Genomic DNA, 25,473 nt, shown 5'->3' with positions numbered 1-25,473 from the left:
AGCCGTATTGTTGTCCCTTCCCTGAAGAGCCCTGGTTTGGCGTTCTGGAGAAAAATGAACTAATAACTGATGACGCGACGCTGGGGCATTATCGCGTTTGCTCATGTAACAACATGATCTTGCAAAAATCGACCCTACCGGACAGCGGCATCGCGCGTTAGAATGCCAGCGAGCGGCTATCCGGCCTCCTGTCTGAAAAGGTTCAGCGAAAGCGAAACAGGATAAAAAACGGACAAGCTTTAAGGGATAACACTTCAATGTTTAACACCAGAAAGGGAATAAGCGCGTTATGCGGATATTGCTGAGTAACGATGACGGGATCCACGCGCCGGGTATTCAGGCGCTGGCGAAGGCGCTACGTGAATTCGCCGACGTGCAGGTAGTGGCCCCCGACCGCAATCGTAGCGGCGCTTCTAACTCTTTAACGCTTGAATCTTCACTTCGCACGTTTACCTACCCTAACGGTGATATCGCGGTGCAAATGGGGACGCCAACCGACTGCGTATTTCTGGGCGTAAATGCGCTGATGCGTCCGGGGCCTGACGTCGTGGTTTCCGGCATTAACGCCGGGCCGAACCTTGGCGATGACGTGATTTACTCCGGTACCGTCGCGGCCGCGATGGAAGGCCGTCATTTAGGGTTGCCTGCGCTCGCGGTTTCGCTAAATGGTCATGAGCATTACGACACTGCCGCAGCCGTCACCTGCACGATTTTGCGCGCACTCGCACGCGAGCCGCTGCGCACCGGTCGTATTCTGAATATCAACGTACCCGATCTGCCGCTCGATCAGATCAAAGGCATTCGTGTCACCCGCTGCGGCAGCCGTCATCCGGCCGATAAAGTGATTCCGCAGGAAGATCCGCGCGGCAACACGCTCTACTGGATTGGCCCGCCGGGTGAGAAGCTCGACGCAGGCCCGGATACCGATTTTGCGGCGGTGGATGAGGGCTATGTCTCCGTTACGCCGCTGCATGTCGATTTAACCGCGCACAGCGCGCAGGACGTGGTGACCCGCTGGTTAGCCAGCGCCGGAGTGAGCGGGCAATGGTAAACAATCGTGTTCAGACCCTTCTGAATCAACTGCGTGCTCAGGGCATCAAAGATGAACGCGTACTTGAAGCTATCTCGCGCGTGCCGCGTGAGAAGTTTGTCGATGAAGCGTTTGAGCACAAAGCCTGGGAAAACGTGGCGCTGCCGATAGGATCCGGGCAGACCATCTCTCAGCCGTATATGGTGGCGCGAATGACCGAGCTTCTGACGCTCACGCCCGCCTCAAGGGTGCTGGAAATCGGCACCGGCTCTGGCTACCAGACGGCGATTCTGGCCCATCTGGTACATCACGTCTGCTCGGTCGAGCGCATCAAAAGCCTGCAATGGCACGCCAGACGGCGCCTGAAGCAGCTTGATCTCCACAACGTTTCAACCCGTCACGGCGATGGCTGGCTGGGGTGGCAAGCGCGCGCCCCGTTTGACGCTATTATCGTGACGGCCGCGCCGCCTGAGATCCCGACGGCACTATTGTCGCAGCTGGACGAGGGCGGCATTCTGGTTCTTCCCGTGGGCGACGAACAGCAGGTGTTAAAACGTGTTCGTCGGCGGGGGAGCGAATTTATTATCGACACTGTAGAAGCCGTGCGCTTTGTTCCTTTAGTGAAAGGGGAACTGGCGTAAACCAGGAATTTTTCCTGTGTTTTTAGCGCGCTTCTGGCGTATGGTGAGCGAAAATCGCGTCGGCCAGACGCCGAATACAGCGGTCATCATCGTTTTTATAGAGAAGTAAACCATTCCAGGGGGATAAATGAGCGCGGGAAGCCCAACCTTCACAGCACGCCGAGTCGCGGCGCTGTCACTGATTTCGCTTTGTCTGGCGGCATGTAATTCAAATAACTCCTCCGCACCGGCGCCCGTCAGTTCTGTTGGCGGCAGCGCGAGCAGCAGCGCAGGGGCCAGTTCCGGCACAGGCGGCGGGATGATTATGCCGCCATCAAATATCTCAACGCAGCCCCGCCAGCCGACTATCCAGCCGGCACCGGTTCAGCCGCAAATCAGCCAGCCGCGCCAGGCGCATGTGATCCCCGATCAGCCGGTTCAGACACAAAATGGCCGCATTGTTTACAACCGTAAGTATGGGAACATTCCGAAAGGTAGCTATACCGGCGGCAGCACTTATACCGTTAAGCGCGGCGATACGCTGTTTTATATCGCCTGGATTACCGGGAACGATTTCCGCGATTTGGCCCAGCGTAACCACATCGAAGCCCCGTATGGCCTGAATGTTGGGCAAACGCTGCAGGTTGGGAACGCGTCCGGTACGCCAATTACCGGCGGAAATGCTATAACGCAAGCGGACGCGAGTGCGCAAGGAATAGTCTCAAAACCTGCGCAAAATAGCAGCACAGTGGTTGCTTCCAAACCGACAATTATTTATTCTGAGGATTCAGGTGAACAGAGTGCTAACAAAATGTTGCCTGGGAATGTGAGCTCTGGGGCAGTCGTAGCTCCTTCCACAGCACCTGCCGTTAGCGCTCCAGAACCGACCGTAAGCAGCACGACCAACAGTGTACCTGTCGCTACCTGGCGCTGGCCGACTGAAGGCAACGTTATCGAGAACTTCTCCGCCGCAGAAGGGGGGAATAAAGGGATCGATATCGCAGGCAGCAAAGGACAGGCAATCGTCGCCACCGCAGATGGTCGCGTCGTCTACGCCGGTAGTGCGCTTCGCGGTTACGGTAATCTTATTATCATCAAACACAACGATGATTACCTGAGTGCCTACGCCCATAACGACACTATGCTGGTCCGGGAACAACAAGAAGTTAAGGCGGGGCAAAAAATCGCTACCATGGGTAGCTCCGGAACCAGTTCAACACGCTTGCATTTTGAAATTCGTTACAAGGGGAAATCCGTAAACCCGCTGCGCTATTTGCCGCAGCGATAAATCGGCAGAGTGCGCTTCTTCAGGCGCTTTGCTCAGGGATCACGGGTAGGAGCCACCTTATGAATCAGAATACGCTGAAAGTTCATGACTTAAATGAAGACGCGGAATTTGATGAGAACGGAGTAGAGGCTTTTGACGAAAAAGCCTTGGTAGAAGAGGAACCCAGTGATAACGACCTGGCTGAAGAAGAGCTGCTGTCGCAGGGTTCAACACAGCGTGTATTAGATGCAACTCAGCTGTATCTGGGCGAAATTGGTTATTCTCCTCTGTTAACAGCTGAAGAAGAAGTTTACTTCGCGCGCCGCGCTCTGCGTGGTGATGTAGCCTCCCGCCGTCGCATGATCGAAAGTAACTTGCGTCTGGTGGTGAAGATTGCCCGTCGTTACAGCAATCGTGGTCTGGCACTGCTGGATCTGATTGAAGAGGGCAACCTGGGGCTGATTCGCGCCGTTGAGAAATTTGACCCGGAACGCGGGTTCCGTTTCTCTACGTATGCGACGTGGTGGATTCGTCAGACTATCGAACGGGCAATCATGAACCAAACCCGTACGATCCGCCTGCCGATTCACATCGTGAAAGAGCTGAACGTCTATCTGCGTACCGCGCGTGAGCTGTCCCATAAACTGGACCACGAGCCGAGCGCGGAAGAAATCGCTGAACAGCTGGATAAACCGGTTGATGACGTTAGCCGTATGCTGCGTCTGAACGAGCGTATTACCTCTGTTGATACCCCGCTGGGCGGTGATTCAGAGAAAGCGTTGCTTGATATCCTGGCTGATGAAAAAGACAACGGCCCGGAAGACACCACGCAGGACGATGACATGAAACAGAGCATCGTCAAATGGCTGTTCGAACTGAACGCCAAACAGCGTGAAGTCCTGGCGCGTCGTTTCGGTCTGCTCGGCTACGAAGCGGCAACGCTTGAAGATGTGGGTCGTGAAATTGGCCTGACTCGTGAACGCGTTCGCCAGATTCAGGTTGAAGGCCTGCGCCGCCTGCGTGAAATCCTGCAGGGCCAGGGGCTGAACATCGAAGCGCTGTTCCGCGAATAACCTTTCCCATCAAAAAAGGCCAGTCGTCTGACTGGCCTTTTTCCTTTCTATTTTCCCGAAAATTTACGCTTGTCGCGTTTCATGCAGATGACGCCAGCGCGGCTCGCCTTCATGCAGTTCAAACACCACCGTAGACCAGCGCACTGTCGTTTCCTGCGCTATTCGCTGCGTTTCCCGATACCCGACCACCGCACCCGCAGGCCATTCGGCGATAAGCGACAAACTATCGACCTCAATCACAATCCCCGGTCGGCTGCCGCCCGCGCTGGTGAAAAACGCACGTAACGCGGCGGCATCAAGCGGCGCGCCGCTTAGCGGGATCATCGAATAGTCAGCGCTAAAGCGGAGCAGCAGCGACTCAACGTCGCCTTTACCCTGACCGAGCCAGCGTTCAATCGCCACATGGGCGTCCAGGACTTCCGTAAACCAGCGGTTCATCACTTCTCCTTCTCTGATAAAAATGACAGAACGACCGCCGCAGAAGGCAGTCGCCACGCGAAAAAGACCGGCAGCAGCGTCAGCGCCGCCGCAAGCGTAAAGGTGGCGCGCCAGGCGGCGGCAGGTGCGAGCAGATGCATCAGCACGTTCAGGGCGACGCTGATAAGCGTGACGCCCAAGCAGAAGCTGAGCTGGCGGTTAATATTCCACAGCGCGCTGGCGTCAGGCATATCCGCGTTCGCGGTGTGCAAGAATGCGCTGCTCTGCGCCGTACTGCTGCACAGGCTGCCGCCTGCACCCATCAAACTAAACGCGGTAACCAGCAGCGCCCACGGGCTGCCTGGCGCGATCTGCGTCAGCAGTACGATACCTGCCGCTTGCAACAGGCAGCCGGTAATAATAAGCAGACGCGGGCCGAGACGGTTAAAGAGGCGGGCGGTTGCGGAAATCGCCATAAACGACGCCACCGACCACGGCACCATCAGGGCGCCGCTGGCGGCCGCAGAGAGCCCGGCGACCGTCTGTAGCCAGAACATGCCGACCACGTTCACGCCAATAAACATGCCAGGCACGCACTGATAGACCAGCATGGAGAAGCGCATCAGCGGCTCGCCCATGAGATGCACCTTCAGTAGCGGTGCGGCGTGATGGCGGCAACGACGCAGCATCCAGACCATAAGCGCTGCGCCGCCTGCGAGCGACATCGCTGCCCGCAGCGGCTGCGCATGCTCACTAAGCCCGTTCAATCCGTATAGCAGCAGCAATAGTCCGCCCGCGCCGGAAAGCGCGCCCGCGATATCAAACGAGCGGCGAGCGGCAGGGGTCGCGTCCGGTTTCAGCCAGCGCCAGGCCATCAGCAGCGCCGCCAGCGAGAGCGGAAGACTGGCTAAAAAGATCCAGTGCCAGCTGGCGGCCTGCACCAGCACGCCACCGAGCGCGGGCGACAGCGCAGGGGCCAGCAGGCCCGTGAGCATCACGGCAGACGACAGCCGCGCGCGCTCATGCTTCGCAAACAGCTGCCACGCCAGCGCCTGGCCCGTCGGGATCAGCAGGCCGCCGCCCGCACCCTGAATAACGCGCCAGAAGATAAGCGACGACAGCGACGCTGACATACCGCAGGCGGCGGTGGCGAGGCTGAAGAGCGTCAGCGAGAGTAAAAATACGCGCCGCGCGCCCAGACGCTGCGTGAGCCATGCGCTGAGTGGAATCACCACCGTCAGCCCGGCGATGTAACCATTACTAATCCAGGCAAGCTGCGTCACCGTCGCGTTCAGCGCCTCGCCGATAGCGGGAAAAGCCACCGCCGCGATAAACATATTGATCAAGTCGAGAAAAAAGCCCAGCAGATAAATCAGTGTGACGCGGTTGCGGTAGGTCATGGTATGCCCTCAGTGGAAGAGGGGCACTGTAAACGCCCGGCGCGTCAGGAAAAACCGTGGCCGGGTTGATATACTGTCAAAACTTTTTTGACAATTAACGTAATAACGATGCTTAACTTATCGCGGCTGGCGACCTTCGTCGCCGTTGTGGATGCCGGTAGCTTTACCGGTGCCGCCGTCGCGCTCGGCCAGACCAAAGCGGTAGTGAGTTTTAATCTCCGCCAGCTTGAGGCTGAGCTTGGCGTGACGCTGCTGCTGCGCTCGACGCGTCGCCTGACCTTAACCGATGCGGGCGATCGGCTTTATCAGCGCAGCCTCACGCTTTTGAAAGATGCCAATGCGCTGCGTGAAGAGGTGCAGGCGAGCCATCAGGGTTTTAGCGGCGAGCTGCGCGTCACCACTACGCCGGAATACGCAGACCATGTGGTCGGTCCGGCGCTGGCGGCGTTCAGCCGGGCGCATCCGGCGCTGCGCATCCGCCACTTTTCTTCCTCTCAGCCTGCCGATTTAATTTCGCAGCGCGTTGATGTCGCTATCCGGCTCGGCACATTGCAGGACTCCGCTTACCGCGCGGCGCTGATTTCGCGCTTTGCCATTTTCCCGGTCGCGTCACCGGAATGGCTTGAGCGCTACCCGGTCTCGTCGCTCGAAGCGCTCAGCAAGGCCGACTGGCTGGTGCATACCCGGCTCGCGTCGCCGCTGCGCTGGGAACTCACCGGCCCGGACAACGCGCCGGCAGGGTTTGTCATCACGCGCCCGCCCGCGATTGCCGCCGACAGCGCTGGCGCGTTAATGACCTTTGCGCTGGAAGGCTGCGGCGTGGCGCTGCTGCCAGAATGGCTGGTGACCGACGCGCTGGCGCGGGGGACGCTGGTGCGTCTGCTCCCGGCGTACCGTTTTCCGGCGCAGGGCGTCTATGCGGTCTACCCCGATGCACGGCATGTTTCCGGCAAGGTACGGGGGTTTATCGATTTTCTGCGCGCCCGCGCCGCAGGCGAGTTATAGCGTTATTCGTCAATCATCCTTGCGATAAGCGCGGCGAACTGCGCCCGCTCGTCGGCGGTGAGCTTGCCTAAAAATGCTTCGTCGACGGCATCGCCTTTTGGGATGCTCGCGTTAAGCAGCGCTTCGCCCTCGGGCGTCAGGAAAATAAACCGGCGGCGTTTATCCTCCGGCGCGCTTTCACGACGCACAAGCCTCCGGCTTTCCATCCGACTCAACATCTCGGCAAGCGTCGCTTTCGTGCTGACGGCGGCCTCTATCAATGCGACCTGTTCAATTCCCGGGTTTTCAGCAATTGAGCGCAGCACCGCATATTGCGGCTTGGTCAGCTCAGGCAGCGCCAGTTGCCACTGCGACGTATGTCGCTGAAAAAGCTGGCGTAATAAGTGAAATGCTTGTTGTTTGACGGCCATGCCTACCCCGCAATCAGATTCTCCTTCCCATCATACCTGCTCATCTGCCGAAAGCTAACGCGGCGGCTTTTAACAAAAAGTGTGAACGTATACGAACGAACTTGTCAGCCTCCTCACGTCGGCGTACTTTGAATTCATAAGTTCGTGTACGAACAATGTCAAAGGGGACGCATGAGACTGATAGTCGGAATGACAGGCGCGACCGGCGCGCCGCTGGGTGTTGCACTGTTACAGGCGTTGAAAGCGATGCCCGAGGTAGAAACGCATCTGGTGATGTCGAAATGGGCAAAAACCACCACTGAACTGGAAACGCCGTTCTCCTGGCAGGATGTCGCGGGGCTTGCCGATGTGGTGCACAGCCCGGCAGATCAGGCGGCGACTATCTCATCCGGATCGTTTCGCACAGACGGAATGGTGATTATTCCGTGCAGTATGAAAACCCTGGCGGGCATTCGCGCCGGGTATGCCGAAGGACTGGTGGGGCGTGCCGCCGATGTGGTGCTGAAAGAGGGGCGCAAACTGGTGCTGGTACCGCGCGAAACGCCGCTTAGCACCATTCATCTGGAAAACCTGCTGGCGCTCTCTCGTATGGGGGTTGCCATCGTGCCGCCGATGCCCGCCTGGTACAACCATCCCGGGACGCTGGACGATATGGTCAATCATATTGTCGCCCGCGTGCTCGATCAGTTTGGGCTTGATGCCCGCAATGCCCGCCGCTGGCAAGGGTTACGCCCCGTCAAAGACTGACATCCATTTATCATGAGGAGGAATACGCATGGCGTTTGACGATCTGCGCAGCTTTTTGCAGGCGCTTGAAGAACAGGGACAACTGCTGAGAATCAGCGAAGAAGTACAGGCGGAGCCGGATATCGCCGCTGCCGCCAACGCGAGCGGACGCATCGGTGAAGGCGCGCCCGCGCTCTGGTTTGACAATATTCGCGGCTTTACCGATGCGCGGGTGGCGATGAACACCATCGGCTCATGGCCAAATCATGCGATTTCGCTGGGCCTGCCGCCCACGACACCAGTGAAGCAGCAAATCGACGAATTTATCCGCCGCTGGGACACCTTTCCCGTCGCGCCAGAGCGCCGTGATAATCCACCGTGGGCGCAGAACAGCGTGGACGGTGATGACATCAACTTGTTCGATATTCTGCCGCTCTTTCGCTTAAACGACGGCGACGGCGGATTCTATCTCGACAAAGCGTGTGTAGTGTCGCGCGATCCGCAGGATCCTGACCACTTCGGCAAGCAGAACGTCGGCATTTACCGTATGGAAGTGAAAGGCAAGCGCAAACTCGGGCTGCAACCCGTGCCGATGCACGATATTGCGCTGCATCTGCATAAAGCGGAGGAGCGCGGCGAAGATTTGCCGATCGCCATTACGCTTGGCAATGATCCGATCATCACGCTGATGGGTGCCACACCGCTGAAATATGACCAGTCGGAATATGAGATGGCAGGCGCGCTACGTGAAAGTCCGTATCCGATAGCGACCGCGCCGCTGACCGGTTTCGACGTGCCGTGGGGCTCAGAGGTGATCCTTGAAGGTGTGATCGAAGGTCGCAAACGTGAGATAGAAGGGCCGTTCGGCGAGTTTACCGGGCACTATTCTGGCGGGCGCAATATGACCGTTGTGCGGATCGATAAGGTTTCTTACCGCACCAAACCGATTTTTGAATCGCTCTATCTTGGTATGCCGTGGACCGAAATCGATTATCTGATCGGGCCTGCGACCTGTGTGCCGCTCTATCAGCAGTTAAAAGCAGAATTCCCGGAAGTGCAGGCCGTTAATGCGATGTACACCCACGGTCTGCTTGCGATTATCTCCACGAAAAAACGCTACGGCGGTTTTGCTCGCGCGGTCGGGCTGCGGGCAATGACGACGCCGCACGGGCTGGGCTACGTGAAGATGGTGATTATGGTCGATGAGGATGTCGATCCGTTCGATCTGCCGCAGGTGATGTGGGCGTTGTCATCAAAGGTTAACCCGGCAGGCGATCTGGTGCAGCTACCGAATATGTCGGTACTGGAGCTGGATCCGGGATCAAGCCCCGCGGGCATTACCGACAAGCTGATTATCGATGCCACGACGCCCGTTGCGCCGGACAACCGCGGCCATTACAGCCAGCCGGTGAAGGATCTGCCCGAGACCCCGATGTGGGTGGAAAAATTAACCGCCATGCTGGCTAACCGCAGAAAATAAGGAGTCGAGATGATTTGTCCACGTTGTGCCGATGACACCATCGAAATTATGGCGACCTCGCCGGTAAAAGGCGTCTGGACGGTGTATCAGTGCCAGCACTGTCTGTATACCTGGCGCGACACCGAGCCGCTGCGCCGCACCAGCCGTGAGCATTATCCTGAGGCGTTTCGGATGACGCAGAACGATATTGATAATGCCCCGGAAGTGCCCACCGTGCCGCCGCTGCTCTCAGAGGATAAGCGGTAATATACGCTCAGCCTGACCTCTTCCCGCAGGGAAGAGGGTGAAAAGCCGGTATGCGTAATATTACTGGGGAACGGTGGGGGCGCTGCGCTTAACCCGCCCTACAGGTATTAACAGAGGTGATGTAGAAGGCAGGGCGGGGAGCGCAGCGCAACCCGCCGTTGCGTTACACGAGGCTTTTTAACCGGTAAATCCACTCCAGCGCCTGACGCGGCGAAAGCGAATCCGGGTCAAGATTTTCCAGTGCCTCAACCGCCGGGTTTGTCTCTTCCGCAGCGCTCAACAGCGACATCTGCGTGCCATCCACCTGTGTCGCCGCCGCATTACCGGAAAGGCTCTCCAGCTCGCGCAGTTTCTGGCGCGCGCGCTTAATCACCTCTTTCGGCACACCTGCGAGCGCCGCTACCGCCAGCCCGTAGCTCTTACTGGCCGCGCCGTCCTGTACGCTGTGCATAAATGCAATCGTATCACCATGCTCAATGGCATCCAGATGCACGTTCGCGACGCCTTCCATTTTCTCCGGCAACTGGGTCAGTTCGAAATAGTGCGTCGCGAACAGTGTCAGCGCCTTGATCCGGTTAGCAAGGTTTTCTGCGCATGCCCACGCGAGTGACAAGCCGTCATACGTCGACGTCCCGCGGCCAATTTCATCCATCAGCACCAGGCTATGTTCGGTCGCGTTATGCAGAATGTTGGCGGTTTCGGTCATCTCCACCATAAACGTCGAGCGACCAGAAGCCAGATCGTCCGCCGCGCCCACGCGGGTAAAGATCCTGTCGATCGGGCCGATTTCCGCTTCTTCTGCAGGTACAAAGCTTCCGATATAGGCCATCAGCACAATCAGTGCCGTCTGGCGCATATAGGTGCTTTTACCGCCCATATTCGGCCCGGTGATGATAAGCATTCGGCGCTGCGGGCTTAACGACAGCGGGTTGGCGATAAACGGCTCGTTCAGCACGCGCTCTACCACCGGATGACGGCCTTCCACCAGACGAATGCCCGGTTTATCGGTAAGCGTCGGGCAGCGGTAGTTGAGCGTATCGGCACGCTCGGCGAGGTTTGCCAGCACGTCGAGTTCTGCCAGCGCGGCGGCGCTTTTTTGCAGGTCCGCCAGGTGTGGCAACAGCAAATCGAACAACTCATCGTAGAGCTGTTTTTCCAGCGCCAGCGCTTTGCCTTTTGAGGTCAGAACTTTGTCTTCATACTCTTTCAGTTCCGGAATGATATAACGCTCGGCGTTCTTCAGCGTCTGGCGGCGTACATAGTGAATCGGCACCATATGGCTCTGACCGCGGCTCACCTGAATAAAGTAGCCGTGCACTGCGTTAAAGCCCACTTTGAGCGTGTCGATGCCGAGCTTATCGCGTTCGCGAATTTCCAGCTTGTCCAGGTAATCGGTCGCGCCATCCGCCAGCGCCCGCCATTCGTCGAGCTCTTCATGATAGCCTGGCGCAATCACGCCGCCGTCACGCACCAGCACCGGCGGCGCTTCAATAATGGCGCGCTCCAGCAGCGTTCTCAGATCTGCGAATTCACCCATCTGTTCACGCAGCGTCTGCACAGACTCCGCGTCGATATCGGTCAGCAACGTGTTGAGCAGTGGTAATTGCTGGAAGGCGTGACGCATCCGCGCCAGATCGCGCGGGCGTGCAGTACGCAGCGCAAGGCGCGCCAGAATACGCTCCAGATCGCCCACCTGTCGCAGCACCGGTTGAAGCTCAGCGCTGTATTCCATCAGCGCGGCAATCGCCTGCTGGCGGTGGCGCAGCACCGCGGTATCGCGCACCGGCATATGCAGCCAGCGTTTCAGCATGCGGCTGCCCATCGGCGTCACGGTGCAGTCCAGCACGGAAGCCAGCGTGTTATCCACGCCGCCTGCCAGGTTCTGAGTGATTTCCAGATTACGGCGCGTTGCGGCGTCCATAATGATGCCGTCCTGCTGGCGCTCCATCGTAATTGAGCGGATATGCGGCAGGCTGGTGCGCTGCGTGTCTTTCACGTACTGCAACAGGCAACCGGCAGCGCACAGGCCGCGCGGCGCGTTTTCCACGCCGAAGCCCACCAGATCGCGCGTACCGAATTGCAAATTCAGCTGCTGGCGTGCGGTATCGAGCTCAAACTCCCAGAGCGGGCGACGGCGCAGGCCACGACGGCCTTCAATCAGCGCCATCTCGGCGAAATCCTCTGCGTACAGTAACTCTGCCGGGTTCGTGCGCTGTAACTCCGCGGCCATGGTTTCCCTGTCCTGCGGCTCGGTTAAGCGAAAACGGCCAGAGCTGATATCAAGCGTCGCATAGCCAAAGCCTTTCGCATCCTGCCAGATGGCCGCGAGCAGGTTGTCCTGACGCTCCTGAAGCAGCGCTTCGTCGCTGATAGTGCCAGGCGTGACGATGCGCACCACTTTGCGCTCAACTGGCCCTTTTGACGTAGCCGGGTCGCCGATTTGCTCGCAAATCGCCACCGATTCGCCAAGGTTAACCAGCTTCGCCAGATAGTTCTCTACAGCGTGGTGCGGCACGCCCGCCATCGGAATCGGTTCACCGGCTGAAGCGCCGCGTTTGGTCAGTGAAATATCCAGCAGCTGCGACGCGCGTTTCGCATCGTCATAAAAGAGTTCGTAAAAATCGCCCATGCGGTAAAACAGTAAGATGTCAGGGTGCTGCGCCTTGAGCTTCAGATACTGCTGCATCATTGGGGTGTGGGCGTCGAAGGTTTCGCTTGTGCTCATCGGTTTTTAATGTCCATTAGCTTAAATTTTAATGAGTGAGTGATAGTTTTTGTTCTCATTGAGTTCACTTTGTCTCACTGGACCTTATGAAATCCTACATATAAATGTTGGTTAAAGCGTCGTTTGCCAATCTACCGCCTGGTGATAAATGGCCACATACAGCACAACCAATATTGGTTTCATAAATACGCAGGGAGCATGATAACGGAGTCTTTAGGGCAGGCAAACTGTCGTCCAGCCAGCAAGACCGTCCATTGTCTCTGGCAGAGGCGGAACACCTTAAAGCGGCGCGTGTTAACTTTTCAGTTCTGCGGAAATGGCTACTGTCAGTTTCGTGAAAACCCGGGCGGCAAAACTCTGATAGGCGTCCCGGCGGCGCATAAGCACGGCTTTACGTTGCAGGCGCTCGGGTTCAAGCGCTATCGCCACGAGAGGAGCATGCGCAAAGGCCGTTTTCGCAGGCAACAATGTCGATAACGATGTTCTGCGAACGATGTCTATCACCGCGCCAAGCGCATTGGCTTCCACCACAACCTTAGGGTGAATGCCGTGTTTACGGCAGTAGTTATCGATCTGTTCGCGCGTCGCGAACTCGGTACTGAGCAAAACAAGCGATTCCGCATTCAGGCGCTCCAGCCCTACCGATTTTTCATGGGCTAACGGGTGCCCGGGGCTGACGACAAGCGCAAGCGTCTCATCCAGCAACGGGACTGCCTCAATATCGGGGCTGTGGGCGTGCTCAAAAGCGATTCCCACATCGAGTTCATCCGCCAGCAGGAGTTCTTCCATGTGTTCCTGCGAAATTTCCTGCAGGCTGAGTGTAATCTCTGGATACCGGGAGTGAAAAGCCTCGACCACCGGCCCCACCAGATAGGTGGTGAACGTGGGCGTCACGGCCACGCGCAATGAGCCACGGCTGAGGTCGCGCACGTCATGAATGGCGCGCTGAGCTTCCTGCAATTCCTGAGACGCCCGGCGAACATACTGCAGATAGGCCGCGCCGGCATCCGTCAGGCGGGTCACACGCCCGGAGCGGTCAAACAACCGGGCGCCAAGACTTTCCTCAAGCTGCTTTACCTGCTGCGACAGGGCAGGCTGAGAGACATGTAAGGCCATCGCTGCTTTCGTGAAGCTCAGATGCTCCGCGACCGCCAGGAAATACCGGATGTGTCTGGCGAGCATAGCCGCTCCTATAAGATTTTCTGATTCGCCCCATAATAATTGCGACTTTTACCTAATGTCATGCGTTACGTAATCTTTGTCTCATCCCAGAGACATCGAGATTGTGACCATGAAAGACATCATTGACGGTTTTCTGACGTTTCAGAAAAGTGCGTTTCCCGAGCGGGTAAAGCTCTTTAAGGAGCTGGCTACGCAGCAGAGTCCCAGGGCGCTGTTTATCTCCTGCTCTGACAGTCGACTGGTGCCAGAACTGGTCACGCAGCGCGAGCCGGGCGATCTCTTTGTTATTCGCAACGCCGGAAATATCGTGCCCTCGTATGGCCCGGAGCCGGGCGGTGTTTCAGCCTCTGTGGAATACGCCGTCGCCGCGCTCCAGGTCGCCGACATTGTTATCTGCGGCCACTCTGACTGTGGCGCAATGACGGCTATCGCAACCTGTAAATGCCTGGATCACATGCCCGCTGTGGCTAGCTGGTTGCGATACGCCGATTCCGCGCGTGTGGTCAATGAGGCGCGAGAGCACCAGGATCCGCTGGCGAAAGTCGCAGCGATGGTGCGCGAAAACGTCATCGCGCAACTGGCTAACATCCAGACGCATCCGTCGGTTCGTCTGGCGCTGGAAGAACGTCGCGTGACGCTTCATGGCTGGATCTATGACATTGGAAGCGGGCGCATTGATGCCTTCGATGGCCGCTCCGGCACCTTCGTGCCCCTCGCAGAAAACCCCGACGTTTACGCCGTTTCCCGAAAAGCCAGGCGTGTTGCCTGACCCCTTAACCTGCCACTCCCCAGGAGATAACACCATGATCCAGACGCAAGCCACCCAGACTGCCCGCATGGCACTTACCGAAACCATCATTCTGGCTAAAGCCCGCAAAGGCCTCTCTTACGCTGAGATAGTCGACGGCACGGGGCTGTCAGAAGCCTTCGTCGTCGCGGCTCTGCTCGGACAGCACGCGCTGCCTGCCAGCGCGGCACACGTTGTGGGGAAGAAACTCGATCTCAGTGCGGATGAAATTACGTTATTGCAGTCAATACCCGTTCGGGGAAGCGTCGTGAATACCCTGCCAACTGACCCCACCATCTACCGTTTTTACGAGATGATGTCGGTCTACGGCACGACGCTTAAAGCGCTGATTCACGAAAAGTTTGGTGACGGCATCATCAGCGCCATCAATTTCAAACTGGACGTTAAGAAAGTCGAGGATCCTGAAGGGGGGCATCGTGCCGTCATCACCCTCGACGGCAAATATCTGCCTACCAAACCTTTCTGATGGCTGCCTGATAAGCAGGCCTGGCGACTGAAAATGACCCGGGCCTGAAACACAAATCAGGACAGAAAAAAGTCACCGGGCTAAACCCCGCCTACGATTAATCCTCTCGCGTATTGTGCCTATCACTGAATGGAGCCTGTTGCTCACTCAGCGCGTTCAGAATAAAAAAGCGCTCTGCGCTTCAGCGCGCCGTGTCCAGATTGTCTGGCTGAGAAAGCCCCGGCAGGAACCGTCGCCCTGGGCCTCTCAGGAAAGTACAGCCTTACAGCCCCAGATCTGACAGGCCCGGATGATCATCCGGACGACGGCCCAGCGGCCAGAAGAATTTGCGTTCGCTTTCTTTGATGGGCATATCGTTGATACATGCGAAGCGGCGCTGCATCAGGCCGTCTGCCGCAAATTCCCAGTTTTCATTGCCATAAGAGCGGAACCAGTTACCGGAATCATCATGCCATTCATATGCGTAGCGAACGGCAATGCGGTTACCGTCGAACGCCCATAATTCTTTAATGAGGCGATACTCATGTTCTTTTTTCCACTTACGATCGAGAAAGCCTTTTGCTTCTTCACGGTTATTGGCGAACTCCGCGCGGTTACGCCATTTGGTATCCAGCGAGTATGCCAGCGAGACTTTCTCTGCGTCGCGGCTATTCCAGCCATCTTCAGCGAGCCTGACTTTTTCAATAGCCGTCTCGCGGGTGAAGGGAGGAAGTGGCGGACGAACGTGTGAATCAGACATGGTGGTGCCTCCAGTTAAAGTGGATATTTCAGTGAGTCGATTAAGCGTGGGACTCAGGCTTCTATGGCGAAGCCTGTTTCAGTAACAGCTGAGCCATGTCTCTTGCATCGTCGGCGGCGCGGTAATCACCCATCACACGTGACATAGTGATGGCGCCTTCAATCAGTATGAGTAACTGTCTTGCCAGAGGTAATGACTGCTCTTTATTCAGCTGGGCGGTAAGCTCAACGAGGTAATCCAGTAATTTCTGTTTATGCAATCTGGCAATATGACGAACCGGATCGGTTGGGTCTCCGATTTCGCCCGCCGTGTTGATAAATGCACATCCGCAGTACCCCTCTGACTCAAACCAGCCTTTAAGCACGGTGAATATATTGAGGATGCGGGCTTGCGGGGTCTCCGCTTTGTCACATTCAGTCCTGAACCATTCCATCCAGCGAATATCGCGTGCGCTCAGTGCTGCGGCCGTCACGTCTTCCTTGTTCGCGAAATACCGGTAAATGCTTTTCCGGGCCACGCCTGACGTCTTCACCAGAAGATCCATGCCGGTAGCCTGGATCCCGTTCTGATAGATGAGTTGCTCGGCAGTGGCGAGAATTTTCTCTCGGGTGTTAGTCGTGTTTTTGTTCATAGGATAAAAGTAGAACGATCGTTCTCCTTCGGTCAAGTGTTAGACAAAATCTTTTTGATTTTACGTGGCGGGTGTGTGTAAAACGAATCTGGCGTTAAGGGTGTCCGAGCGCTCTTACGGGGCGTGAGCTCGCTCAGGGCGTTCAGAAGTCCTCAGGAAAGAGGCGCTGGCAGAATCGTTATCGTGCGTAAGTGAAGGGGCGCTGGCACCCGAAACAGAAAATGTTATGCCCGCGAATGTGGTTGAAGGGGGACGGCAGCTCAGGCCCCTTGCATCGCCTGGGCCAGCTACCGCTATTTCAGAATGATAACGCTGCGCTCACCGTCCAGAGATAACGTAAACCCGCCATTCCGTGCTGCGCTGAAGCAGCGGATATGGTCTGTTACCTTTGAGGAACACTATGTACAGCCTGACGTTAGTTATCCTCCCAGAAGGATAACCAGAGCATTTTTCAAACCATTGCGCCTCGGGGAGCTTATATAACCGGATGATAAATAGCTAAAAAAACCGCATTTTGCCAGGAATTATCTCAATTCAAAATGCCCCCGAGATCCTCCGTTTGCAAAACTTTACATTAAGAGCAAAATACCGCCATTCATCTTTATAGGTTATTAATTTAATGGCATATATCGCAGTCACTCCGTCAGCCTATGTCGGTAAGTCGGTGGGGAATGGTCAATGCGTGGCGTTCACACAAAAAGCGGCGAATATGCCGCGGACGGCAGCATGGAAACGGGGCGCGTTAGTAAAAGGCAATACGACGCTTGCACCCGGTACGGCGATTGCCACCTTTGATGCCGATGGTCGATACGGTAACCATACTGATGGACGTTCCCACGCAGCTATTTATCTCGGCCAGGATTCCTCAGGGATACAGGTTCTGGATCAGTGGATGACGTACAAAAAGTTGCCTACTGGCGAACGAGTGGCGACACCGCACTGTGTCAGTAAACGCACCATACGGTTTCATAAAGCCCCGCGCGCGGAAAACAACGGAGATAATTACTATGTTGTGGAATAAGGCACTTTTGCTCAGCGCAGGATTATTTTTATCCGTGAGCGGCGTTCAGGCCACCCCAACGGTATGCCCGTCCTACCCGAAGCCGCAGGATAAAACCCATGTTTTAAACGATGCCAGTTTATTTGTCGGGCCACCGAAAGATTTAGTCGATCTGATGCCGGATAATGACCGGGAAACGGTGTGGACATTGCCTGATTATCAGGATGAAGCCAAAGAGCATAAAACATCGCTTTATTTTATATGCCACTATAAAAACACAAAGCAGACCATCGAGTTAACCGTGCCGGCGAGCGCCAAAAAATGTGCTGTTACTTATGATAAGCACAGCAACATTATCGCTGCGTGTGAATAAAGGCTAATTCAACGGTAGTGTTATTGCTGAAGAGACAATAAGGCTACCGGCTTTAAGTTGATAAAAATAACGCGTTCATTTTGACACTGACTCAACCAACGTTTCGCGGCACTGAGTCTTTTCGCATACACCTCTTTTTACCCGCCCTGAAGCGCGTCCAGATATTTTATCGGCGTGCCGCTTCCCCCCATGCAGGCCGACAAACTGACTGAAACGGTTGGGTGCTTCATCTCACTTTTTAAGCCCTGGCCAGGACAGTGACGAAGGCCGCACGAAGTTAACGATCGACGAGACGAGACAGGCTGTTATCTTTTTGTTTTAAATCATGGCGGCCCTCGCATATTTCAGCAGTGTGGATAAAGTTTGCGCACACCATTCCGATAACACCTACACAATAGCGCTCATTTCAGGGGATGGTTGATAATGGTAAAAAATATAAAAGTGGTTAGCGGGATAATTATTATCCTGTTGACCTTTACTTTATTGCAAATGGTCACCGGAAGTCTTTTTTATTCGGCGGTCAATAATGACAGAAATAATTTCCAGAACGCGACTTTACTTAATTATCAGCAGGAACAGCTAGGTGACAGCTTCCAGACGCTGGTAAAAACCCGCGTGACGGTGAACCGTGTTGCGATCCGTTTTTTGAAAAACCAGCGCGACCCGGCGTCGCTTGCTTCTATTAACAAGCTGCTGGCGACGGCGTCGACTTCACTCACCAAAGCTGAAAAGCACTTCGCGCAATATAAAGCCTCCCCGCGCCTGAATGGCCAGGATGAAGCGACAGCGGGTCAGATCGCGGAAAAATACCAGGCGCTGCATGACATTCTTCAGTCGTCTATCAGCTATCTCGGCGCCAATAACTACGAGGCTTACGGCAATCTCGACGCGCAAAAAGCGCAGGATGAGATGGAAGATGTCTACACTACCTGGCGTGCGCAGAATACGACGCTGTTGCAGGCGGCCGCGCAGGAAAACCAGCAGAGCTTTACCGGTATGCTCTGGACGCTCGGTGTCATTGCTCTCATCGTTATCCTTGCTATCGCCACCATCTGGCAGGGGTTACGTCATCTGCTGCTGGGGCCGTTGCATGACGCGATGGCGCACATCCGTGCGATTGCAGGCGGTGATTTAACGCGCCCGATTGTGGTGGAAGGACGTAACGAAATGGGTCAGCTCGCGGCGTCGCTTCAGGAGATGCAGCAGGCGCTGGCCGGTACCGTCACCGCCGTGCGCGATAGCTCAGAATCTATCTACACCGGCGCGGGCGAAATCTCTGCTGGCAGTAACGATCTCTCGTCACGTACTGAGCAGCAGGCCGCATCGCTGGAAGAGACTGCCGCCAGCATGGAGCAGTTGACCGCGACCGTGAAACAAAACAGCGATAACGCGCGTCAGGCCTCGCAGCTTGCGAAAAATGCCTCGGAAACTGCCGATAAAGGCGGGCGTGTGGTCGATAACGTGGTGCAGACCATGAAATCCATCGCCGAAAGCTCACAGCAGATTGCGCACATTACCAGCGTTATCGACAGCATTGCCTTCCAGACCAACATCCTGGCGCTGAACGCCGCCGTGGAAGCGGCGCGGGCGGGCGAGCAGGGCCGTGGCTTTGCGGTGGTAGCAGGGGAAGTGCGCACGCTTGCCAGCCGCAGCGCACAGGCGGCAAAAGAGATTAAAGCGCTGATTGAAAACTCGGTGAACCGCGTCGATACCGGCTCGGGCCAGGTGCAGGAAGCGGGCGATACGATGAGAGAGATTGTCCAGGCGGTCACGCGCGTAACGGACATTATGGGTGAGATAGCTTCGGCGTCTGATGAGCAGAGCCGCGGCATTGAGCAGGTGAGCCTTGCCGTATCCCAGATGGACAGCGTCACGCAGCAGAACGCCTCGCTTGTGCAGGAATCTGCAGCGGCGGCGGCGGCCCTTGAAGATCAGGCCGAGCAGTTACGTCAGGCCGTGGCGGCCTTTAAGGTTTCTCGCGGCGTTATCAGCGCACCGAAGAGCGCAGGCGCGCCACCGCTTGCCCGTGTTGAGCCGGTGAAACCTGTACTGGCTACACCTGCGGGCGGCGATAACTGGGAAACGTTCTGATTCGTTAACCCTGCGTCAAAAATAAAAAAGAGTGGCTTGCCACTCTTTTTTTATGCCTGTTTTCTTGCATTCAGCTAATGGAGACTTTGAAAAAACTGCTTTTGATATTGTTGGTAAACCAGCTCTCTTTCTCATTGCTCATCAGAAAGGTTTGCCAGGTCTTTGCCGGTACGCCGAGGAACTGCTCCACGCGCCCGTTGGCGTACTCAATTTCCATAATTGAACAGGTCGGGTCATAGCCCGCGCTTTTAAACGTTCTCGACTGGACAGGATGTCTTTTCATTTCAGCCCCTTGCTTTGAAAGCCATTGAGCCGTTATCGGCGCTGTTGGCGCTACGCTTGACTACCAGAACTGGCGGGGTGGCAGAATAACCCGAGAATATATTGTTGTTGCGTGACCTGATTACTATGTGTATTTTTATTCACATTGAGTGCATAAAAATGAGGGTTGCGATTATGGTTAAATCTTTGCTTAAGGCCGGTTTGTTAATGGCAGCCCTGACGGGCAGCGCGTTTGCGGCGCAGGAAACCTATGTGGTCGGCGCGGGCGGCACTTACCGTCCTTTCGAATTTGAAAACAGCCAGAAACAGCTCGAAGGCTTCGATATCGACATCATCAAAGCCATCGGCAAAGCTGAAAATTTCAATGTGAAACTGGTGAACACGCCGTGGGAAGGCATCTTCGCCACACTGGGCTCAGGCGATCGCGATATCATTATTTCCGGTATCACTATCACTGATAAGCGCAAGCAGATGGTCGATTTTTCGGCGCCTTATTTCCCGGCGGAGCAGTCCATCGTGGTGCCGACTGATTCCCGCGTGACGTCGCTTGCCGCGCTTAAAAATGAAAAAGTGGGCGTGGTGAACTCCAGCACTGGCGACATCGTGGTCTCCGACACGCTCGGCAAAAACAGCACCGCGATTAAGCGTTTTGACAACACTCCATTGATGCTTCAGGAGCTGTTTGAAGATGGCGTGAGCGCGGCCGTAGGCGACGTAGGTGTGGTGAAGTACTACATCAAACAGCACCCGGAGAAACAGTTCAAACTGGTGCCGGATGCGAAATTTGAACGCCAGTATTTCGGGATTGCAGTGGCTAAAGGCAACGACGAATTGCGCCAAAAGATTAACGCGGGCCTTGCGAAAATCGTCGCTGACGGCACCTACGCAAAAATCTACAAAACCTGGTTTGACGACAACGTACCGACCCTGCCTGCGCAGTAAGGCACCCGTTTAACCCCATCATTTTGCGGCTGACCGATTTTGTGTCAGCCGCCTCTTTTCTGGAAATGGACATGTCAGGATTTCATTGGGAGATAATCCAGGAATATGGCCCGCTCTTTGTGCAGGGCGCCTGGATGACCATCAAATGCACCATTATCTGTGTGATCCTCGGCACGCTGTGGGGTCTGACGCTCGGGCTGGGACGCATGGCCCACGCCGGGCACGGGCCGTGGAAATTTGTGCTGCGCTATCTGGTTCAGTTTCCGGTGCGCTTTTATGTCAGCGCTATCCGCGGCACGCCGCTCTTCGTGCAGATTATGGTGGTGCACTTTGCACTGGTGCCGCTGTTTATCAATCCACGTGATGGCTGGCTTGTGGAAAGTGGGCTGATGAGCAGCGAGTTCGCCCGAATGTTGCGCTCGGATTACGGCGCGTTTCTCTCCTGCATCGTCGCTATTACGCTTAACGCCGGCGCGTATGTGTCGGAGATCTTCCGCGCCGGGATCCAGTCGATTGATCATGGGCAGATGGAAGCTTCCCGTGCGCTCGGTATGCCGTGGTGGAAAACCATGCGCAAAGTCATTCTGCCGCAGGCGTTTCGCCGCATCCTGCCGCCGCTTGGCAATAACGCGATAGCGATTGTAAAAGATTCATCGCTCGCCTCCGCCATCGGCCTTGCCGATTTGGCTTATGCGGCGCGTACGGTCTCCGGCGCTTACGCAACATACTGGGAACCCTATCTGACCATTTCGCTGGTGTATTGGGTAATTACCTTCCTGCTATCGCAACTGGTGGCGCGGCTGGAAAAGAGGTTCGGCAAAAGTGATTCACGTTAATAATCTGCATAAGCATTTTGGCGCAAGCCACGTTTTGCGCGGCATTAGTTGCGACATCCAGCCCGAAGAGGTGGTTTGTGTGATTGGTCCTTCAGGCTCCGGCAAGAGCACGTTTTTGCGCTGTCTTAACGCGCTGGAAACGGCAGAGCAAGGGGAGATCACCGTCAACGGTTTCGCAGTACATGACAGAAACGCGAACGTAAACCAGCTACGTGAAGGCGTCGGCATGGTGTTTCAACGCTTCAATCTTTTCCCGCATATGACGGTGCTGGAAAACCTCATCATGGCACCAATGAGCCTGAAAGGGTTAACTCACGCCCAGGCGGTTAAACTCGCGGAAGAATTACTGGCCAAAGTTGGTCTTAGCGATAAGCGCGACGCGTGGCCTGCGAGCCTTTCAGGGGGGCAGCAGCAGCGTGTGGCTATCGCCCGCGCGCTGGCGATGAACCCGTCGGTGATGCTGTTTGATGAACCCACCTCCGCCCTCGATCCTGAACTGGTGGGCGAAGTGCTGGCGGTGATGAAAAAGCTCGCGGAGGAGGGGATGACGATGGTTATCGTGACCCATGAGATGGGCTTTGCGCGTGAAGTTGCTGACCGCGTGATTTTCATCGACGGCGGCATCATTCAGGAAGAAGGCCCGCCAGCGCAGCTGTTTACCGCACCGCAAAACCCGCGTACTGCCGCTTTTCTCAGCAAAGTTCTGTAATTCGTACGCAGGCGGTGAAATTTCCCGCCTGCGCCTTTGCGCCGCGCTTCCTCGCCTGGCCCCAGATGATCTACCATTACTGCCATTCGTTCTGAACAGCCATATGGATATCTCATGTTAAAGCGTCGCTATGTCGCCCTGTTGCCGCTGATGATGGCGCTCGCCGCCTGCAGCAGCAAGCCTAAGTCTCAACCCACCGCTCCACAAACCGCAGGCGCAAGCCAGGGCGGTTTCCTGCTCCAGCCGCAGCACGACATGCTGCTTGCGTCGGGGGATTTCACGGGAAATCCGGCTGCGGAAAATTTCATCAATATGATGGTCAGCAAGCACGGGTTTAACCGTCAGCAACTGGAGGAAGTACTTTCACAGGCGAAACGGCTTGATTACGTTCTGCGTCTGATGGACCGACAGGCACCGACCACCCAGCCTGCACCGGGGCCGAACGGCGCATGGCTGCGTTATCGCAGTAAATTTATTACGCCGGATAACGTGCAGAACGGCGTCGTGTTCTGGAATCAGTATCAGGATGCGCTGAACCGTGCCTGGCAGGTCTACGGCGTCCCGCCGGAAATCATTGTCGGGATTATTGGTGTGGAAACCCGCTGGGGCCGCGTCATGGGTAAAACACGCATTATCGATGCGCTGGCGACGCTTGCCTTCAACTACCCACGCCGCGCGGACTATTTCGCCGCCGAGCTGGAGACGTTCCTGTTGATGTCGCGCGATGAAGGCGACGATCCGCTGGCGTTGAAGGGCTCGTTCGCAGGCGCAATGGGCTACGGCCAGTTTATGCCATCCTCGTACAAAGAATATGCCGTGGATTTTAACGGCGACGGGCATATCAACCTCTGGGACCCGGAAGATGCTATCGGTAGCGTCGCGCACTACTTCCAGCAGCACGGCTGGGTGAAGGGCGATCTGGTTGCCGTACCGGCGAACGGCCAGGCGCCTCAGCTTGAAAACGGTTTTAAAACCAAATATAGCGTCAGCCAGCTGGCGGTTGCGGGCTTAACGCCGCAACAGCCGCTTGGTAATCATGCAGAGGCCAGCTTACTGCGCCTTGATATCGGTAGCGGCTATCAGTACTGGTATGGCTTGCCGAACTTCTACACTATTACGCGCTATAACCACAGCACGCACTACGCAATGGCGGTCTGGCAACTCGGCCAGGCGGTGGCGCTCGCCCGGGTTCAATAAGTCGTTTTCCCCGCCTGTCCGGGCGGGGAAAAGAAACCGCCCTGCAAACCTTGAATTCGCCTCGTAAAACCCGATGTAACTGCCTGCAACGCTTAAAAATGGCTGTGGGATGATCGGAGTTACGTTTACAATCGGAGCCGTCATGACAGATAAAGAATTAATGCAGTTAAGTCAGCAGCTTGGCGCTGCGCTGAAGGCGCAGGGAGCAACCGTGACGACCGCAGAATCCTGCACCGGCGGGTGGGTGGCGAAAGTCATAACCGACATCGCGGGCAGTTCCGCCTGGTTTGAACGCGGTTTCGTGACCTACAGTAATGAAGCTAAAGAACAACTTATCGGCGTGGACGGCGCGACGCTTGCCGACCATGGCGCCGTCAGCGAGCCGGTGGTGAAGCAGATGGCGCAAGGCGCGCTGAACGCGGCGGCGGCCTCATATGCCGTGTCTGTCAGCGGTATTGCAGGGCCGGATGGCGGCAGTCCTGACAAGCCTGTCGGTACCGTCTGGTTCGGCTTTGCCGACAACCAGGGAAGGGTAGAAACGCACCTGCAACGCTTTGATGGCAATCGAGATTCCGTGCGCCGCCAGGCAACAGCATTTGCACTGCAAACCCTGTGGCAACATTTTATACAAAACACTTGATACTGTATGCTCATACAGTATAATTGCACCAACGAAACATATTCGCAGCGTGGCGCAATTGGGCTCACCCTGCATGACAGGAGTAAAAATGGCTATCGACGAAAACAAGCAGAAGGCGTTGGCGGCAGCACTCGGCCAGATTGAAAAGCAATTCGGCAAAGGCTCCATCATGCGTCTGGGTGAAGATCGCACCATGGATGTGGAAACGATCTCCACCGGCTCTCTCTCCCTGGACATTGCGCTGGGTGCGGGCGGTCTGCCAATGGGTCGTATCGTAGAAATCTACGGCCCGGAATCTTCAGGTAAAACCACGCTGACGCTGCAGGTCATTGCCGCTGCACAGCGCGCCGGTAAAACCTGTGCGTTTATCGACGCAGAGCATGCGCTTGATCCGGTTTATGCCCGTAAGCTTGGCGTAGACATCGACAACCTGCTCTGTTCTCAGCCGGATACCGGCGAGCAAGCGCTGGAAATCTGTGATGCGCTGGCGCGCTCCGGCGCAGTTGACGTACTGGTGGTCGACTCCGTAGCGGCGTTGACGCCGAAAGCGGAAATCGAAGGCGAAATCGGTGACTCTCATATGGGCCTTGCAGCACGTATGATGAGCCAGGCGATGCGTAAGCTCGCAGGTAACCTGAAAAACTCCAACACCCTGCTTATCTTCATCAACCAGATCCGTATGAAGATTGGTGTGATGTTTGGTAACCCGGAAACCACCACTGGTGGTAACGCGCTGAAATTCTACGCTTCCGTGCGTCTCGACATCCGCCGTATCGGCGCGGTGAAAGAGGGCGAAGACGTAGTCGGTAGCGAAACCCGCGTCAAAGTGGTGAAAAATAAAGTTGCTGCGCCGTTTAAACAAGCTGAATTCCAGATCCTCTACGGGGAAGGTATTAACTTCTACGGCGAACTGGTTGACCTCGGCGTGAAGCACAAGCTCATTGAAAAAGCGGGTGCATGGTATAGCTACAACGGCGAGAAAATCGGCCAGGGTAAAGCGAACGCAACTAACTTCCTCAAAGAGAACAAGCCGATGGCTGACGAAATTGAGAAGAAACTGCGCGAGATGCTGCTCAATAATCAGGATGCTACGCCTGACTTCACCGTCGACAATAATGACGACGGCGTTGAAGAAACTAACGAAGAGTTTTAATCTCAAGGGCTGCTGATGCAGCCCT

28 protein-coding genes are annotated in these 25,473 nt (G+C 56.0%); 19 read left to right on the top strand and 9 right to left on the bottom strand.

The features are described 5' to 3' along the window. Positions 1-289: 289 nt before the first annotated feature. Positions 290-1,051 carry a 5'/3'-nucleotidase SurE gene (gene surE, locus AFK62_RS15620; protein ID WP_007663554.1) on the top strand — a complete coding sequence of 254 codons (762 nt, stop codon included), beginning with the start codon at positions 290-292 and terminating at the stop codon, positions 1,049-1,051. Next, a complete protein-coding gene (locus AFK62_RS15615) occupies positions 1,045-1,671 on the top strand; it encodes a protein-L-isoaspartate(D-aspartate) O-methyltransferase (protein ID WP_007663551.1) in 627 nt (208 codons plus the stop codon). The genes surE and AFK62_RS15615 overlap by 7 nt, the downstream gene beginning before the upstream one ends. On the opposite strand, the gene AFK62_RS22915 is transcribed toward AFK62_RS15615, so the two are convergent. Then, the gene (locus AFK62_RS22915; protein WP_226991859.1) at positions 1,648-1,959 is read right to left on the bottom strand and encodes a hypothetical protein; all 312 of its coding nucleotides are present in this window, start codon (positions 1,957-1,959) and stop codon (positions 1,648-1,650) included. The genes AFK62_RS15615 and AFK62_RS22915 overlap by 24 nt on opposite strands. Between AFK62_RS22915 and nlpD the strand changes: the two genes are divergently transcribed. Together nlpD and rpoS are read left to right on the top strand one after the other, a co-directional pair. Further along, complete coding sequence (gene nlpD / locus AFK62_RS15610) at positions 1,844-2,938, top strand: murein hydrolase activator NlpD (protein ID WP_226991857.1); 1,095 nt, start codon at positions 1,844-1,846, stop codon at positions 2,936-2,938. The two genes, AFK62_RS22915 and nlpD, sit on opposite strands and share 116 nt — an antisense overlap. 59 nt (positions 2,939-2,997) lie before the next feature. Then, on the top strand, positions 2,998-3,990 hold the full coding sequence (rpoS, locus tag AFK62_RS15605) for an RNA polymerase sigma factor RpoS (protein ID WP_007663544.1): 993 nt from the start codon (positions 2,998-3,000) through the stop codon (positions 3,988-3,990). 63 nt (positions 3,991-4,053) lie between these two features. On the opposite strand, the gene AFK62_RS15600 is transcribed toward rpoS, so the two are convergent. Beyond that, positions 4,054-4,428 (bottom strand): hypothetical protein, encoded by a 375-nt coding sequence (locus tag AFK62_RS15600; protein ID WP_007663541.1) that lies wholly within the window; start codon positions 4,426-4,428, stop codon positions 4,054-4,056. Beyond that, on the bottom strand, positions 4,428-5,807 hold the full coding sequence (locus AFK62_RS15595; RefSeq protein ID WP_053532018.1) for an MFS transporter: 1,380 nt from the start codon (positions 5,805-5,807) through the stop codon (positions 4,428-4,430). Before AFK62_RS15595 ends, AFK62_RS15600 begins: the two co-directional genes overlap by 1 nt. 108 nt (positions 5,808-5,915) lie before the next feature. Here AFK62_RS15595 and AFK62_RS15590 point away from each other — a divergent pair, with 108 nt between their 5' ends. Further along, a complete protein-coding gene (locus AFK62_RS15590) occupies positions 5,916-6,812 on the top strand; it encodes a LysR family transcriptional regulator (protein ID WP_007663530.1) in 897 nt (298 codons plus the stop codon). 2 nt (positions 6,813-6,814) lie between these two features. Here AFK62_RS15590 and AFK62_RS15585 read toward each other — a convergent pair whose 3' ends face one another. Beyond that, positions 6,815-7,222, bottom strand: a complete 408-nt coding sequence (locus AFK62_RS15585) for a MarR family winged helix-turn-helix transcriptional regulator (RefSeq protein ID WP_007663527.1) — start codon at positions 7,220-7,222, stop codon at positions 6,815-6,817. 171 nt (positions 7,223-7,393) lie between these two features. Between AFK62_RS15585 and AFK62_RS15580 the strand changes: the two genes are divergently transcribed. Genes AFK62_RS15580 through AFK62_RS15570 form a run of 3 tightly spaced genes read left to right on the top strand, consistent with a single transcriptional unit; the run spans position 7,394 to position 9,674 of the window. Then, complete coding sequence (locus tag AFK62_RS15580; RefSeq protein WP_071884390.1) at positions 7,394-7,969, top strand: non-oxidative hydroxyarylic acid decarboxylases subunit B; 576 nt, start codon at positions 7,394-7,396, stop codon at positions 7,967-7,969. A gap of 28 nt (positions 7,970-7,997) precedes the next feature. Next, positions 7,998-9,428, top strand: coding sequence for a non-oxidative hydroxyarylic acid decarboxylases subunit C (locus AFK62_RS15575; RefSeq protein ID WP_007663519.1), 1,431 nt, complete (start codon positions 7,998-8,000; stop codon positions 9,426-9,428). Between the two features lie 9 nt (positions 9,429-9,437). Next, positions 9,438-9,674: a non-oxidative hydroxyarylic acid decarboxylases subunit D gene (locus AFK62_RS15570; protein WP_007663517.1), complete on the top strand. Its 237-nt coding sequence runs from the start codon at positions 9,438-9,440 to the stop codon at positions 9,672-9,674. A gap of 163 nt (positions 9,675-9,837) precedes the next feature. Here AFK62_RS15570 and mutS read toward each other — a convergent pair whose 3' ends face one another. Beyond that, positions 9,838-12,399 (bottom strand): DNA mismatch repair protein MutS, encoded by a 2,562-nt coding sequence (gene mutS / locus AFK62_RS15565; RefSeq protein WP_053532017.1) that lies wholly within the window; start codon positions 12,397-12,399, stop codon positions 9,838-9,840. A 294-nt stretch (positions 12,400-12,693) separates the two neighbouring features. Then, on the bottom strand, positions 12,694-13,581 hold the full coding sequence (cynR, locus tag AFK62_RS15560) for a transcriptional regulator CynR (protein ID WP_007663506.1): 888 nt from the start codon (positions 13,579-13,581) through the stop codon (positions 12,694-12,696). Positions 13,582-13,690: 109 nt separating this feature from the next. On the opposite strand from cynR, the gene AFK62_RS15555 reads away from it, so the two are divergent. Then, positions 13,691-14,350: a carbonic anhydrase gene (locus AFK62_RS15555; protein ID WP_007663503.1), complete on the top strand. Its 660-nt coding sequence runs from the start codon at positions 13,691-13,693 to the stop codon at positions 14,348-14,350. A 34-nt stretch (positions 14,351-14,384) separates the two neighbouring features. Beyond that, positions 14,385-14,855 carry a cyanase gene (cynS, locus tag AFK62_RS15550; RefSeq protein ID WP_007663497.1) on the top strand — a complete coding sequence of 157 codons (471 nt, stop codon included), beginning with the start codon at positions 14,385-14,387 and terminating at the stop codon, positions 14,853-14,855. A 262-nt stretch (positions 14,856-15,117) separates the two neighbouring features. Here cynS and AFK62_RS15545 read toward each other — a convergent pair whose 3' ends face one another. Both AFK62_RS15545 and AFK62_RS15540 read right to left on the bottom strand, forming a co-directional pair. Beyond that, positions 15,118-15,594 carry a nuclear transport factor 2 family protein gene (locus AFK62_RS15545; RefSeq protein WP_007663495.1) on the bottom strand — a complete coding sequence of 159 codons (477 nt, stop codon included), beginning with the start codon at positions 15,592-15,594 and terminating at the stop codon, positions 15,118-15,120. Positions 15,595-15,655: 61 nt separating this feature from the next. Then, positions 15,656-16,225 carry a TetR/AcrR family transcriptional regulator gene (locus AFK62_RS15540; protein ID WP_007663493.1) on the bottom strand — a complete coding sequence of 190 codons (570 nt, stop codon included), beginning with the start codon at positions 16,223-16,225 and terminating at the stop codon, positions 15,656-15,658. Positions 16,226-16,844: 619 nt separating this feature from the next. Between AFK62_RS15540 and AFK62_RS21525 the strand changes: the two genes are divergently transcribed. The 3 genes from AFK62_RS21525 to tcp all read left to right on the top strand — a co-directional run bounded on the left by AFK62_RS21525 (position 16,845) and on the right by tcp (position 19,689). Continuing rightward, positions 16,845-17,246: a BPSL0067 family protein gene (locus AFK62_RS21525; RefSeq protein WP_071884348.1), complete on the top strand. Its 402-nt coding sequence runs from the start codon at positions 16,845-16,847 to the stop codon at positions 17,244-17,246. Beyond that, entirely contained in the window at positions 17,233-17,598 is a 366-nt protein-coding gene (locus tag AFK62_RS15535) for an STY0301 family protein (protein ID WP_007663489.1), read from the top strand. Before AFK62_RS21525 ends, AFK62_RS15535 begins: the two co-directional genes overlap by 14 nt. A 423-nt stretch (positions 17,599-18,021) precedes the next feature. Further along, a complete protein-coding gene (gene tcp, locus AFK62_RS15530; RefSeq protein WP_007663487.1) occupies positions 18,022-19,689 on the top strand; it encodes a methyl-accepting chemotaxis citrate transducer in 1,668 nt (555 codons plus the stop codon). Between the two features lie 70 nt (positions 19,690-19,759). On the opposite strand, the gene AFK62_RS15525 is transcribed toward tcp, so the two are convergent. Further along, positions 19,760-19,972, bottom strand: a complete 213-nt coding sequence (locus AFK62_RS15525; RefSeq protein WP_032983867.1) for a KTSC domain-containing protein — start codon at positions 19,970-19,972, stop codon at positions 19,760-19,762. 173 nt (positions 19,973-20,145) lie between these two features. Here AFK62_RS15525 and AFK62_RS15520 point away from each other — a divergent pair, with 173 nt between their 5' ends. From AFK62_RS15520 to recA, 6 genes are all read left to right on the top strand, one after another. Continuing rightward, entirely contained in the window at positions 20,146-20,913 is a 768-nt protein-coding gene (locus AFK62_RS15520) for a basic amino acid ABC transporter substrate-binding protein (RefSeq protein ID WP_007663481.1), read from the top strand. Between the two features lie 71 nt (positions 20,914-20,984). After that, positions 20,985-21,749, top strand: a complete 765-nt coding sequence (locus AFK62_RS15515; RefSeq protein WP_007663479.1) for an amino acid ABC transporter permease — start codon at positions 20,985-20,987, stop codon at positions 21,747-21,749. Further along, positions 21,736-22,458, top strand: coding sequence for an amino acid ABC transporter ATP-binding protein (locus AFK62_RS15510; protein ID WP_007663476.1), 723 nt, complete (start codon positions 21,736-21,738; stop codon positions 22,456-22,458). The genes AFK62_RS15515 and AFK62_RS15510 overlap by 14 nt, the downstream gene beginning before the upstream one ends. Before the next feature lie 114 nt (positions 22,459-22,572). Beyond that, positions 22,573-23,655 carry a lytic murein transglycosylase B gene (mltB, locus tag AFK62_RS15505; RefSeq protein WP_007663475.1) on the top strand — a complete coding sequence of 361 codons (1,083 nt, stop codon included), beginning with the start codon at positions 22,573-22,575 and terminating at the stop codon, positions 23,653-23,655. Between the two features lie 142 nt (positions 23,656-23,797). After that, positions 23,798-24,295: a nicotinamide-nucleotide amidase gene (pncC, locus tag AFK62_RS15500; protein WP_007663474.1), complete on the top strand. Its 498-nt coding sequence runs from the start codon at positions 23,798-23,800 to the stop codon at positions 24,293-24,295. An 88-nt stretch (positions 24,296-24,383) separates the two neighbouring features. Further along, a complete protein-coding gene (recA, locus tag AFK62_RS15495) occupies positions 24,384-25,448 on the top strand; it encodes a recombinase RecA (RefSeq protein WP_007663473.1) in 1,065 nt (354 codons plus the stop codon). The last annotated feature ends 25 nt before the right edge of the window (positions 25,449-25,473 follow it).

The sequence above is a fragment of the Cronobacter condimenti 1330 genome (assembly GCF_001277255.1).
Lineage (GTDB): Bacteria > Pseudomonadota > Gammaproteobacteria > Enterobacterales > Enterobacteriaceae > Cronobacter > Cronobacter condimenti.
The sequence above is the reverse complement of the archived record's forward strand: the minus strand, read 5'-3'. Positions and strand labels throughout refer to the sequence as shown.

What these genes read in the sequence shown, in the direction of transcription:
- surE (WP_007663554.1), top strand. Translation starts at nt 290, where the DNA reads ATGCGGATATTGCTGAGTAACGATGACGGGATCCACGCGCCGGGTATT.
- AFK62_RS15615 (WP_007663551.1), top strand. Translation starts at nt 1,045, where the DNA reads ATGGTAAACAATCGTGTTCAGACCCTTCTGAATCAACTGCGTGCTCAG.
- rpoS (WP_007663544.1), top strand. Translation starts at nt 2,998, where the DNA reads ATGAATCAGAATACGCTGAAAGTTCATGACTTAAATGAAGACGCGGAA.
- AFK62_RS15600 (WP_007663541.1), bottom strand. Translation starts at nt 4,428, where the DNA reads ATGAACCGCTGGTTTACGGAAGTCCTGGACGCCCATGTGGCGATTGAA.
- AFK62_RS15595 (WP_053532018.1), bottom strand. Translation starts at nt 5,807, where the DNA reads ATGACCTACCGCAACCGCGTCACACTGATTTATCTGCTGGGCTTTTTT.
- AFK62_RS15590 (WP_007663530.1), top strand. Translation starts at nt 5,916, where the DNA reads ATGCTTAACTTATCGCGGCTGGCGACCTTCGTCGCCGTTGTGGATGCC.
- AFK62_RS15585 (WP_007663527.1), bottom strand. Translation starts at nt 7,222, where the DNA reads ATGGCCGTCAAACAACAAGCATTTCACTTATTACGCCAGCTTTTTCAG.
- AFK62_RS15580 (WP_071884390.1), top strand. Translation starts at nt 7,394, where the DNA reads ATGAGACTGATAGTCGGAATGACAGGCGCGACCGGCGCGCCGCTGGGT.
- AFK62_RS15575 (WP_007663519.1), top strand. Translation starts at nt 7,998, where the DNA reads ATGGCGTTTGACGATCTGCGCAGCTTTTTGCAGGCGCTTGAAGAACAG.
- AFK62_RS15570 (WP_007663517.1), top strand. Translation starts at nt 9,438, where the DNA reads ATGATTTGTCCACGTTGTGCCGATGACACCATCGAAATTATGGCGACC.
- mutS (WP_053532017.1), bottom strand. Translation starts at nt 12,399, where the DNA reads ATGAGCACAAGCGAAACCTTCGACGCCCACACCCCAATGATGCAGCAG.
- cynR (WP_007663506.1), bottom strand. Translation starts at nt 13,581, where the DNA reads ATGCTCGCCAGACACATCCGGTATTTCCTGGCGGTCGCGGAGCATCTG.
- AFK62_RS15555 (WP_007663503.1), top strand. Translation starts at nt 13,691, where the DNA reads ATGAAAGACATCATTGACGGTTTTCTGACGTTTCAGAAAAGTGCGTTT.
- cynS (WP_007663497.1), top strand. Translation starts at nt 14,385, where the DNA reads ATGATCCAGACGCAAGCCACCCAGACTGCCCGCATGGCACTTACCGAA.
- AFK62_RS15545 (WP_007663495.1), bottom strand. Translation starts at nt 15,594, where the DNA reads ATGTCTGATTCACACGTTCGTCCGCCACTTCCTCCCTTCACCCGCGAG.
- AFK62_RS15540 (WP_007663493.1), bottom strand. Translation starts at nt 16,225, where the DNA reads ATGAACAAAAACACGACTAACACCCGAGAGAAAATTCTCGCCACTGCC.
- AFK62_RS21525 (WP_071884348.1), top strand. Translation starts at nt 16,845, where the DNA reads ATGGCATATATCGCAGTCACTCCGTCAGCCTATGTCGGTAAGTCGGTG.
- AFK62_RS15535 (WP_007663489.1), top strand. Translation starts at nt 17,233, where the DNA reads ATGTTGTGGAATAAGGCACTTTTGCTCAGCGCAGGATTATTTTTATCC.
- tcp (WP_007663487.1), top strand. Translation starts at nt 18,022, where the DNA reads ATGGTAAAAAATATAAAAGTGGTTAGCGGGATAATTATTATCCTGTTG.
- AFK62_RS15525 (WP_032983867.1), bottom strand. Translation starts at nt 19,972, where the DNA reads ATGAAAAGACATCCTGTCCAGTCGAGAACGTTTAAAAGCGCGGGCTAT.
- AFK62_RS15520 (WP_007663481.1), top strand. Translation starts at nt 20,146, where the DNA reads ATGGTTAAATCTTTGCTTAAGGCCGGTTTGTTAATGGCAGCCCTGACG.
- AFK62_RS15515 (WP_007663479.1), top strand. Translation starts at nt 20,985, where the DNA reads ATGTCAGGATTTCATTGGGAGATAATCCAGGAATATGGCCCGCTCTTT.
- mltB (WP_007663475.1), top strand. Translation starts at nt 22,573, where the DNA reads ATGTTAAAGCGTCGCTATGTCGCCCTGTTGCCGCTGATGATGGCGCTC.
- pncC (WP_007663474.1), top strand. Translation starts at nt 23,798, where the DNA reads ATGACAGATAAAGAATTAATGCAGTTAAGTCAGCAGCTTGGCGCTGCG.
- recA (WP_007663473.1), top strand. Translation starts at nt 24,384, where the DNA reads ATGGCTATCGACGAAAACAAGCAGAAGGCGTTGGCGGCAGCACTCGGC.